Genomic DNA, 11,423 nt, shown 5'->3' with positions numbered 1-11,423 from the left:
TTTTGCAGGCCAGCTTGTTGTATGTATGACAGCCTAATATTTAGTCATTAAAATCAGATATCTGTGATTCGCATTGTCTATTTGTATGTATTTATTGACATGTATATATAACTTTTATAGAAAGCCAATTCACTTTAATTCTACTTAATAATTTATAAGTTATTCAGATAATGATTAAAACAAATAAGAAGTTTATATTGCTAGGCTCTCTAGGCTTATCGTTGATTGGTTGTGGTGGTGGAGGCTCTGGTGACCCCACCCCTGTGGATGAACATGAAAGCTTGACCAATGATTTCGATGTGACTTCAGTGAAGAACTGGTTTGAGGTACAAGTATATTTAAACCACAACTGGCCAGATAGTATTGGTAAATCTACTGTTACTGTTACGTTTGATATTAACAATAGCGGCTCATATGACGATGGTGATATTCGGTTTTTAATTGGAAATGGGTCTGGTCTAGCAACATATGGTTCCTGGATGTCTAGTGCTGACTTTTTCGTTGAGTACACTAAATCAGGCACTACGTATCGTGTTCGTAAACCTAGCGGTGTTATTCTTGGTGCTGGCGTAACTAATTTTTTTTCAAGTGATTTAGGTGGGATTAGAACTTACAAACTTACGAAGAACAATGTTGTCACTGAAAGGTCGCTCGGCTTTAGACTAAACAAAGATCTAGCTGTTACAAGTAACAACAGTGAATGGGATGAGATGAAGCAAAAAATTCTAGCCATCACCCCTTCGACCCCTGTGAATGTAGTAGTCACTGACGCTGAATCACCGTCAAGTGTAGACTACGTTCCAAGTAACGGTACATTTAGTCAACAGACTGCTGGAAGTCTAACTGATCCAACTAATGATTATGTTGGCACTCAAAACTGGGTCGATGTCACGAAAGTTCAGTTTTCGCACGGTTCGAGCTAAACCTCATTTGGTGGGAAATTGAGGACAGATATTTATAGTTTTCAATCTAGAATGTGTGTCTTTTGTCTCACTCTGATACCAACAAGCTGGCATTGCGTTTTGCAGGCCAGCTTTTTTAAGCTCTTTGAGTTCTTGTTTCGAGATGGTCGCATAGTGAAGTAAGCTATCAAGAATACGCCTTAGGGAGTTTGGTGTTAGCTCTCCATCCCGCCAGTAACGCTTTATTTCGCCAATGACCACCGCCGGTGGGACAACTGGCTCCAGTGCAGAGTCTTGAATATTTTGAACACTAGTTGATCGCGGAGCCTTAGCACGAGCGGTTTCCCAATCGGGCTTGTTTTTGCTCGTGACGAAGCCTTCTCGATAACAATAATAGCTAAACAGAAAGCGCTCTATTTGTGGCCAACGTTCTGCTTTCACTTCCAAGTAGATGTGTTCAAATTCAATGTCTAGATCGGTCATGACTTGATGTTTCGCTTAACAGTGCATGATGGTAGCGAGAGTCTACGCTTAGCCCATTGCTACAGCAAGAGAATCTGTATTGCGCTGCTTCTTGATTGCCATGAGCAGTTGGGCTAATAGCAATACACCGGTAACTCCTAAACCTATCCCAATACCACCCCAGATGCCCGCTAGTTCGAAGTGCGGCATTAACAGCCATGCTGCTGGCAGACCAAACACCCAGTAGCCAATCGCTGTCATGATGGTTGGGCCCATAACAATCTTCATTCCGCGTAGTAGGTTGATAGCCAACAACTGCCATGCGTCAACGATGAATGACAACGCAACAACCCAAAGTACCATCGCTAACAAGTGTGTGAGTTCACCATCAAGGTTAAACATTCCTGCGATAAACTCTGGCCAAAACATAAAGCCCCCCGCAAGAATGATACTGAGCACTGTTGTAATGCCAAAGCTACGTAGGGCGGTACGCTTAATGCCATCGTAGTTCTCCGCGCCAAAGTCTTGGCCAACAAGAATGGCGGCGGCTTGAGAAAAACCAAAGTTAATGTTCCACGTAAAGCTCAAGCATTGCAGAAGGATCTGATGTAAGGCTAAGGCTGCGATACTGATTGTACCTGCCATGAGTGTGCCGCCGTATATTAGGCCGTGTTCAAGTAATGCAGCCAAAGCGATCGGTAATCCCATTGCCAGTAACGGAGTCAGCAAAGATAGCGAGTATTCATTTTTGTTAAGCCAAGGAGCAAAAGAGGCATACTCTGGGCGTTTAAATACCCATGCGGTGTAGCCAATCATGACAATAAATGCAGCAAGAGCTGTCCCTGCGCCTAAGCCAGTGAGCCCTAAGTCCATAGGGAATGCGAGTACGTAGCTGATTGGGACGTTTAACGTGACGGTCAGTAATGACATCACCATAATCGAACGCACATTACCGAAAGCACTGGTTAACCCTCGCAGCACGAGAAGGAGCAAAGAAGGTAGCATTGCCCATTTCAATGTATCGACATATTGCATTGCAGGCGCAGCGAGTTCACTCGGTTGATTCGCGATCGCAAGTAACTGAGGAACAAACATGAAGCTGATGCTAAGCACTAGGCTTAGAATCACCGACAGCAGTACCGCCCCTTTAACGGCCAGTCTGATTTGTTGGTTGCCAAACTCAGGACGAGCAATTCTCTGGCCGTAGGCAATGGCAATTAAGTTCGCGACGCAGCCCACTGTACTGCTCGCCACGATAAACACGAATGAGTAGATTGAAGCCCCTAAACCTCCCGCTGCAATAGCAGATACACTTAATCGCGACATCATCCAAACATCAGTAAGTACTAATGCCATAGAGATCATTTGCGAGATAATAAGTGGTATAGCGAGAGAGAGAATTTTTTTCATTGGGAGCCTCGTGATCATTATCACATAAAGGTAAGGGTTATCAGACTGGCGTTCAAATGACATTTATGCCACTCTGGCATGAGTTCAGATCATGCGAGAGTTATATGAGCCCTTATTCCAGTCTTCCTTATTCGCACAATGGATTAAAAGTGTTTGAGGCAGTGGCGCGCTTGATGAGTTTTACCAAGGCTGCGGATGAGCTAAACGTTACGCAAAGTGCTGTCAGTAGGCAGATCAAACAACTTGAAGATGAGTTGAATGCATCGCTGTTAAATCGCAAACATCGCAGTATCGAATTGACCGCTCATGGGAAAGACTTGTATGAGGTATTGAGGCAAAATTTCCATAACCTGGAGTCATTAATCGCTCAATGGAAGGCTCCGGCTAAAAAGCGCATCGTGATCAAAAGTGCATTGAGTTATGCCACGCGCGTTTTGATGCCCAATGTCGCTATGCTCAATGAGAGATACCCTGAGCATGAGATAGTGATCATCCCGTCAATCGAAGAAGATCCCGTACTCGAATCAGAAGATTGCGATCTCTTAATCATCAACACTCGGCAAAAAGAGAGATATCTGGGTAAACAGGGTGTGACTTTTTTGCGTGCCGAGTACATGGCGCCAGTTTATGCCGAACTGCTGTCAGATAAGAGTATTCAGATTGAAGATGTGCTCAAGCTTCCTCATCTGCATGCCACGCTGGATCATCAGGACTGGAAACTATGGATTGCTAACGCGGATCTTAAAGGGAAAAAGCTCGGTCGTGACACGGTATTTTTCAGCTTAGATCTGGCGTTGAGTGCCTGTCTGTCAGGGCAGGGTGTCACCGTAACTGATTTGCTATTGGTATTACCTGAACTCAAACGAAAGTTCCTTAAATGTCCTGAAGCCATTGCTTTGCAGCATAGTGATTGGCAATACTATTGCTATCAGAAAAACCATACTCCTATTGCCAATGAGATTTTGGATTGGTTGGTGTCGCAAACAGAATCTGAAGTAGCTGAACTTAAACAATTATGCTCGAAGTTCAGTTGGAGTACTGTCAAAGTTGATCTCTAGGAATTATGCAAAAACTGCATATTTTTCAAATAATTATTCCTAATTAGAATTATCATTATTGTGACGGGGGGAAGAAAATTCTCACGCAATGGTAAGTACACTCAGTCAAAACATTCTCATTGAATGACAATAACAACCCTGCAAATACAACTGACGTGAATTTCGGTTCTATCTCGTTCCATATGCGGAGAATTAATAAGATGAAAACATGGTCTGTATCCTTTCTAGCAACTGCAGTGGCTGTCGCGTTAAGTGGTAATGCGCTTGCCTGTACCGGTCTTATCGTTGGCAAAGGGGCTTCTAGCGATGGCAGTATAATGATTGCGCGTAACGAAGACTTTGGTATCAACAACTGGAACAAATACCTAGAGTATCGACCAGCACAAGACAACCAAGAAGGTGACTGGAAACTCGGTAATGGTTTGGTCGTCCCTATGCCGAAGCACTTTTACGCTTACTCTGCGATACCAGACTGGGATGCGAAAACCGTCGACAGTGATGGGAAGTTCTATGAAGAGCGCGGCATCAATGAGCATAATGTAGCCATTTCTGCGACAACCAGTGCAGAAATCAACGACAAAGTCGCTAAGGTAGATCCTCTGATCGACAATGGTGTGATCGAAGCGATTATTCCTACCTTAATTCTTCCTCAGGCTGAAAATGCCAAACAAGCCGTAGAGCTTCTGGGTCAATACATCGAAACGTATGGCGCAGGAGAGGGCAACAGCCTCTACATTGCGGACATCAACGAAGCTTGGTTATTTGAAATTGGTTCTGGTCACCATTGGATTGCGGTAAAAGTGCCGGATGATAGCTATGCGATGATTGCCAATGGCTTGCGCGTACATGGCGTGAATCTCGCGAGCAAAGATGTTCTGCATTCGAAAGGCATGTTTGAGTTTGTGGAGCAACATAAGCTTCTCGATAAAGCAGACAAAAAGTCGTTCAACTTTGCCAAAGCTTTCGGTGTGATAGGGGATGAGTACAATATTGACCGCGAATGGCTAGGGCAGAAAATGTTGACTCCATCTAAGTACCAACAAAGTCGACTTGCACAGTATCCGCTGTTTATGAAGCCTGACGAGAAAATATCAGTGAAGGACGTCGCACAAGTCTTGAGTGCAACTTACGATGGAACGGCGCTTGAAGGTAAAGCTAAACGTCCAATTCGGGTAGAGCGTCAGCTAGAGTCGCACGTTATTCAATTACGTCCTGACATGCCAAATGAGCTTCAAGGTGTGATATGGCAGAGCTTTGGCGTGTTGCCAGAGTCAGTGTTAGTGCCGCTGTACTCCACATTGCAACAATACCCTAAGGCCTTCCAAGTTGGTGATGACACCTATAGTGATGATTCTGCTTATTGGCAGTTCCGCAGCTTAACGGCATTGGCTTCTGCTAATCCAGATAAATATTTGCCGATATTAAAAGCGACGTGGGATGAAGAAGAAACCCAACTCTACAAGCAAGTGAAACATTTAGATAAAACGCTAACAGGCATGTACAAAGCCGACAAACAGGCAGCCTTAAATATGGCCGCAGATTACTCCTACGGACAGCTTAAACGCACGTTAAGTATGGCAACTGAGCTTAGATATAAGATGATGACAGACTTAACTAAGAGTACAGAGAAGAAGTACTCCGAAGAAGAGTTTAAGAAAATCATGAGCCTTTGAGCTCTTATAAAGCATAAAACGGAGCGCGATGCTCCGTTTTTTTATGCTGGGCTTTTAGCTTGCTTTATCGTACTTGGGCTCAAGGCCAAAGCTTTGTCTTAAATCGGCAAGGAAGATCGGGTCTTCACACATGGCTTTTTCCGGTTCATCGCTGATTTTCGCGACGGCGGCGCCATTGCACTCTGTCATTTTAACCACCATCGACAGCGGTTGGTAACGGCTGGTTTCATCTGACCAATCGCCCATGTCGTTCGCCAGAAACGTACCGATACCGAAACTAATACTAGCGCGATCTGCAAAGTATTCGCTAATTTCCAACGCGCGTTCAAAGTCCAGCCCGTCGGTAAAGATCAGCACTTTTGACGTTGGATCGATACCCAGTGACTCATAATGAGCGATCATTTTGTCACCCCAGTCAAATGGGCTTCCAGAGTCGTGTCGTACGCCAGCATAGACACTTGCACGTTCATAGGTGAAGTCTTGCAAAAACGCATCAATACCTATGGTGTCTGTCAGTGCAATGCCGAGCTTGCCATTAAATGCTTGATGCCACTTGTCTAAGGCGACCTTTTGCGACTGAGCTGGCTCCACCAGTTGCTGGTGAGCCATAAACCATTCGTGTGCCACCGTTCCGATTGGCGTTAAATCAAATTGTTTGGCTAAGTGGTAGTTACTTGTACCGCTCATCAGTTCAGGTGCATGCTGGTGAAGGTAGCTGACTAAGTCACGCTGCACTTGCGCGCTAAATCGGCGTCGGCTTCCCATCTCTGAGAACTGGAAATGAGTAATATTCCTGCGTTTCAATTCAGACTTGAGATAAGTGATTTTTTCTTCCAGCACACTGGCAAACTGCGAATAAGGAATGGCATTCCATCGAGTTCTATTACGCACTTCAGAGATAATACTCATAACGAGTGTTTCGTAGAGAATGGTTTCATGCCAAAGCCCTGAAATCGAAACACGAAGTTGACCATCACGTGTGGTAACGCTGACTTGTTGCAGAGGTCTGAACTTGAACTCACTCAAGTAAGCGAGAAAGTCTGGATCAAGGTAAGGGGCTTTCGCCTCAAGGTAAGCGATTTCTTCTTGGCTGAATGTAACTTGTGCGAGTTTGCCAATCTCGCTTTTAACGTCGCTTTTTAAACCAGATAAATCTTCGTTTGAGCGAACAATAAGTTCATAGCGAACCTGGGTATCTGGATAAAACTTTCGAGCAGCATGCATCATGTTGATCTTATAGACATCGAGATCAAGTGCGCTTTGGATGATGTTGTCGTTAAAAAGCTTGGCGGTCATTCAGCCATCCTATGTTTCTTAGGGCTTTATTGTTGCACTGAACTTTAAATAAGCGCCCAAGGTTTGTCAAATTATGTTAATAACTATAGCTTGCTTGACTAAAATCTGTCTATTCTACTTTTGTTGCATAGCTATATGGTCTGATAAATAAAGGTTGTAAGAGTTTGGTAAGGTAAGTCACGTATAGTTACTTTCCAGTTGAACTTATATGTTGCAGTGGTAATGTATCTAACAATTAAGGAGTTAGGGGTCGTACGATGATTGTCACCATTGACATGATATGCCTTAGGTTAGGTGATGAAGGGTTAGAGACCTTACTGATCAAAAGAAACAACCCAGACAGACCGGAACATGGCTTATGGTCAATACCTGGTGGGTTTGTCTTTGAGCAGGATTTATCTAATCAGGGAGGGCAGCAAGCTGACCAAGATTTTGATGCTGCTCGTAAGCGTATTTGTCGCCAAAAAATACATACTTACCCCAATTACATCAGCCAACCGATGGTTGAAGGTAATCCTAAACGTGACCCGGAGGGTTGGAGTGTCACCATTGCTCATTATGCGTTGCTCAACCAAGCGAATGTAGAGCAAATCGAAAATTGTGGTTTGTGCCAAGAGCAACTGAGGTGGTTTCCATTGAATAGTATTCTGGACGATGATGTTGAACTGGCTTTCGACCATGCCGATTTGATTAAGCTTGCGTGGAAAAAGCTACGAGCGGCGGTTGAGTACACCTCAGTCGCACTGTTTGCTTTAGACAAAGAGTTTCTTGTTTCAGACATCATTGCCGCATACGCAAAATTTGGTGTAGAGGTGAATCGCATGACGGTTAAACGCCGTCTGATTGATACCGGAGTCATTATCAGTGCGAATAAAATGGCTTCAACAAACCGTGGTAAAGGTGGTAAGCCAGCCCAAGTGTATAGCCTTGGTGAAAAGTGTGTAACCTATTTCCAAACCTGCCTGCGATGATTACGCAAGGAGAGAGTAATGCAGTTTCAGACGATTAAGATTGATAAAACAACAACGGCCTCGATTGATGTTGACCCGCAGAAAGGCTTTAGCGAATTATGCCCTAAAGAGCTGCCTGTACAGGGTGCTTTAGAGATTGTTGATGAACTAAAACGTAATCACAGTAAAGCTTCAGTGCGTTTGGTTTCTCGAGACATGCATCCACCTGGCGCAGCATGGGAGGCTGAAACGCCAGAAAACATGCTTGAGCCCGTTGGCCTTCCTGAGGTGGACATTAAGTGGAATCCTCACTGTGTAGTGGGCACACCTGGTGTGGAATTACTACCGGGTTTACCTGAAATTCGAGACTATGATTTCCAAATCAACAAAGGTATTGACCCTGACGCCCACCCGTATGGGGCGTTTTATCATGATCAGGCTGATACCCTTTCTACTGGTGGAATCGAGTTCTTACGTGCCAAGCAGATCGAAACCGTTATAGTTGGCGGACTCGCTTTGGATTTTTGTGTGAAAAAGTCGATTGAGCAGCTTGTAGAGGCGGGTTTTAAGGTAATACTCAATCTTGCCTCAACCAGAGCCGTGTTTCCTGACAATGCGAATAACGTTGCCAATGCGTTGGCCGAGAAAGGCGTAATCTTGATAGAAGACGCGAAAGGATTGGAATAAGCAACGGAGCTAATATCGCTCCGTTTTTGATCGCAAAGATGCGATAAGTATCAACTGAGTATTTGTATGACAGGTTTTGTGAGTTTTCGCCATTTGTTGTGAGAAAAACTGAGTTAACCTCTTTCATGAAATCTACTTCACTATAAACATAAAGGTCGGTTGGGCTTATGCAGAACGCAGTAATTAAGAATGTTGTTTTCGATGTCGGTAATGTGATTGTACGTTGGGCGCCACTGGAGATTGTGAGGCTGACATTTGGCAATGTTGAACAGCCCGAAGCGCTGGCAAAGAAAGTCTTTATGAGTGATATTTGGCTTGATCTCAATCGAGGGTCTCTAACTGAAGTTGAAGCCAAGCATCGATACCAGCTTGAGTTAGATTTTACACCGCAAGATTGTGACCGCTTGTTCTATTACGTTAAGCAGTCTCTGATCGAGCTTTACGGGTCTGTCGATTTAGTTAAGAAGGTTAAAGCCGCTGGCTACGGTGTTTATGCCTTGACGGATAATGTCGTGGAAATTGTCGATTTCCTAAAAACAGAATACGACTTTTGGCCGTTATTTGATGCCGCAACCGTATCCGCTGACTTAGGTTTGCTAAAACCCCAACCTGAGATCTACCACTCTTTACTCAATAGCAATCAGCTCATCGCCGAGCAATGTGTTTTTCTAGACGATATGCCGCATAACGTCGAAGGTGCTAAAAGCGTTGGTATGCACGCGATTCAGTTCTTGTCGGCTGAACAGGCAGAAGGCGAATTGAAGGCGCTAGGTTTGCAATTCTAAAGGTGAAAAATGTAGCAGAATCAGTGCACAAAGGTACAAAGATAAATATGGAGGTGTTCTATGAGTAGGGAAATTAAGGGAAGTTGCTGCTGCGGTAAGGTTACGTTTCAACTTAAAGATGAGTTTAAAATGTTCTTCTTCTGCCACTGCCTACAATGTCGAAAGTTAACAGGTTCAGCTCATGCTTCAAATCTGTTTACTTCTCCTGATAACATCAAGTGGTTAAGCGGTGAAGAGAGCGTTAAACGTTATGACCATCCAACTCGCTCGTTCTCAAAAACATTTTGTACGCATTGTGGTTCTGCATTGCCGTTCTTAACCCAAAGCAGCAAGTTCCTTATTGTGCCTGCGGGAAGTTTAGATCAAGAGCCTGAGAAAAAGTTAGATGCGCAGATTTTTTGTAACGAACAAGCTGACTGGCATAGAGAAGGATTGCAAGCCATTAAAGTAGATGGCTTTCCAAGTTAACGGTCAGTGATCTTTTAATCAAAAATTTTTTGCAGTCTTGGTTTTTTGTGGGGTGGTAAAAGAACCCAAAAACTCTCGTGATGTCCCACGGTGAAATAGTCAGAGAAAATGCACGAGAGTTCTTAACTAAGTCTATTAATTGGTTAATATAACCACCCATAACAAGACAATTCATTAGGTTAAAAATGAAGCAAAATATCGTTCACATCGCCTTAGTAGTCAAAGACTACGACGAGGCCATAGACTTCTATGTCAACAAACTGCAGTTTGAACTGATTGAAGACACCTATCAGCCAGAGCAAGATAAACGCTGGGTTGTTGTTGCACCACCTAATTCACATGGTGCAACAATATTGCTCGCTAAAGCATCGAAACCCGAGCAGCATGATTTTATTGGTAATCAATCTGGTGGGCGCGTGTTCCTGTTTTTAAGCACCGATGACTTCTGGCGTGATTATGAGCGAATGAAATCGATTGGAATTCACTTTGTTCGAGAACCCAAGGAGCAAGAATATGGCACCGTTGCTGTATTTGAAGACTTGTACGGCAATCTCTGGGATTTGCTGCAGTTACACCCAGACCACCCTATGGCGCATCGATAGTTTAAACATCGGATGTGGGGTGAATAAGTTCCCCCATATCTCCCTCCTTTGAATTCGGTCATAAGATGCTTATCCCACTCTTTTGTATTGATGGTGTGGTTTTTGGGTGCTTGTTTTATAAATTTCAATAATGTATTTTATTTCATATGGTTAAGGCGAGCATTCGCTATATCTCTTGATGCTATTGGGCTTAATAGGGCACCAGTAGCCGTGGTCCAATGAAATGAAATTACCAACCTTATTGTTAGCTTCCGCTTTCGTGTATGGGAGTGCAATGGCTGATAGCAAGCTGCAACTTCCACGGTGTGATCACAACACTCTGCTAGAAACCGAAGTGCATTTGTACATTAATGATGATGTGTTAGCAGAATATTCTAAAGAGTTTGTACAAGCTAAAATAAACTCTTGGACGGCTTTCGCTAATACGACCCTAAAGAATTCGTGTATACCAATATCTCGTAAAGTGACTCATGTCGAATATGTTCCAACGATTGATAGTAGTTGGTTTAAGGATATTGATGTGTCTGAGCGGTTTCTAAAATTATCTTTAGAACGTGACTTTCCAGAGCACAATAATGACGGCGTTCCTATTTTTAAAGGTATTGTGTTTACCAACTTTAATGACAGCTTTCAATCAAGCAATTGCGGTTATGCGTCAGGCTCTTCGCTGTTTTTTAATATAGCGTTAAATTGCCCTGATGATGTGATGGAGCATGAAATTGGTCATCTGAGCGGCGCTTCGCACGATATAAAAACGCTAAAAGAACAAATGGTTAACTTTGATATCAACGAGTACCTAATCAGTTCGTATCCCAAAAGTGAAAAGTTTGCATTTGGAGCTGTTTGCTCTGGGCGCGGCACAATCATGTCGTATGAGCGAGATATCATCCCTGTTTATTCTAATCCTGACACTACTTTCAATGGCGAAATGTGTGGCTCTGATGATTTAAAGAATAACGCGAAGGTACTGAGAGAATTCGCGAAGAAGTATTTACATAAGTCGCTTAGTATCAAGTTTGAAGTGCGACACTTGCTACAGATGCGCATGAATATACTCCGTTGGTGTCCTATACCCAAGTCTTTTGCGTGGGCGCGTATTTAATTTGTGTGCAATTTCATTGCAGAGCTTC

11 protein-coding genes and 1 pseudogene are annotated in these 11,423 nt (G+C 43.6%); 9 read left to right on the top strand and 3 right to left on the bottom strand.

What is annotated here, in order from left to right; genetic code table 11:
• Positions 1-170 precede the first annotated feature (170 nt).
• Positions 171-923: a hypothetical protein gene (locus ZX61_RS00135; protein ID WP_049842724.1), complete on the top strand. Its 753-nt coding sequence runs from the start codon at positions 171-173 to the stop codon at positions 921-923.
• A gap of 3 nt (positions 924-926) precedes the next feature.
• Here the strand turns inward: ZX61_RS00135 and ZX61_RS00130 are convergent, their stop codons facing one another.
• A complete protein-coding gene (locus ZX61_RS00130) occupies positions 927-1,385 on the bottom strand; it encodes a hypothetical protein (RefSeq protein ID WP_049842723.1) in 459 nt (152 codons plus the stop codon).
• 48 nt (positions 1,386-1,433) lie between these two features.
• On the bottom strand, positions 1,434-2,774 hold the full coding sequence (locus tag ZX61_RS00125) for an MATE family efflux transporter (RefSeq protein WP_049842741.1): 1,341 nt from the start codon (positions 2,772-2,774) through the stop codon (positions 1,434-1,436).
• Between the two features lie 104 nt (positions 2,775-2,878).
• Between ZX61_RS00125 and ZX61_RS00120 the strand changes: the two genes are divergently transcribed.
• Both ZX61_RS00120 and ZX61_RS00115 read left to right on the top strand, forming a co-directional pair.
• Positions 2,879-3,832 carry a LysR family transcriptional regulator gene (locus ZX61_RS00120; protein ID WP_200904202.1) on the top strand — a complete coding sequence of 318 codons (954 nt, stop codon included), beginning with the start codon at positions 2,879-2,881 and terminating at the stop codon, positions 3,830-3,832.
• Positions 3,833-4,032: 200 nt separating this feature from the next.
• The gene (locus ZX61_RS00115; RefSeq protein WP_049842722.1) at positions 4,033-5,505 is read left to right on the top strand and encodes a C69 family dipeptidase; all 1,473 of its coding nucleotides are present in this window, start codon (positions 4,033-4,035) and stop codon (positions 5,503-5,505) included.
• A gap of 54 nt (positions 5,506-5,559) precedes the next feature.
• Here ZX61_RS00115 and pncB read toward each other — a convergent pair whose 3' ends face one another.
• On the bottom strand, positions 5,560-6,801 hold the full coding sequence (gene pncB, locus ZX61_RS00110) for a nicotinate phosphoribosyltransferase (RefSeq protein WP_049842721.1): 1,242 nt from the start codon (positions 6,799-6,801) through the stop codon (positions 5,560-5,562).
• A 257-nt stretch (positions 6,802-7,058) separates the two neighbouring features.
• Here pncB and ZX61_RS00105 point away from each other — a divergent pair, with 257 nt between their 5' ends.
• The 6 genes and pseudogenes from ZX61_RS00105 to ZX61_RS00080 form a co-directional block, all read left to right on the top strand.
• Complete coding sequence (locus ZX61_RS00105) at positions 7,059-7,772, top strand: NUDIX hydrolase (protein WP_049842720.1); 714 nt, start codon at positions 7,059-7,061, stop codon at positions 7,770-7,772.
• An 18-nt stretch (positions 7,773-7,790) separates the two neighbouring features.
• Positions 7,791-8,438, top strand: coding sequence for an isochorismatase family protein (locus ZX61_RS00100; RefSeq protein ID WP_049842719.1), 648 nt, complete (start codon positions 7,791-7,793; stop codon positions 8,436-8,438).
• A gap of 167 nt (positions 8,439-8,605) precedes the next feature.
• A complete protein-coding gene (locus ZX61_RS00095) occupies positions 8,606-9,223 on the top strand; it encodes an HAD family hydrolase (protein WP_049842718.1) in 618 nt (205 codons plus the stop codon).
• A gap of 60 nt (positions 9,224-9,283) precedes the next feature.
• Entirely contained in the window at positions 9,284-9,691 is a 408-nt protein-coding gene (locus ZX61_RS00090) for a GFA family protein (protein WP_049842717.1), read from the top strand.
• A 185-nt stretch (positions 9,692-9,876) separates the two neighbouring features.
• Positions 9,877-10,293, top strand: coding sequence for a VOC family protein (locus ZX61_RS00085; protein ID WP_049842716.1), 417 nt, complete (start codon positions 9,877-9,879; stop codon positions 10,291-10,293).
• Positions 10,294-10,516: 223 nt separating this feature from the next.
• Positions 10,517-11,164: pseudogene (locus ZX61_RS00080) on the top strand (hypothetical protein); the annotation flags it as partial.
• Between the last annotated feature and the right edge of the window lie 259 nt (positions 11,165-11,423).

It is taken from the genome of Vibrio sp. VPAP30, assembly GCF_001188205.1.
Lineage (GTDB): Bacteria > Pseudomonadota > Gammaproteobacteria > Enterobacterales > Vibrionaceae > Vibrio > Vibrio bivalvicida.
The sequence above is the reverse complement of the archived record's forward strand: the minus strand, read 5'-3'. Positions and strand labels throughout refer to the sequence as shown.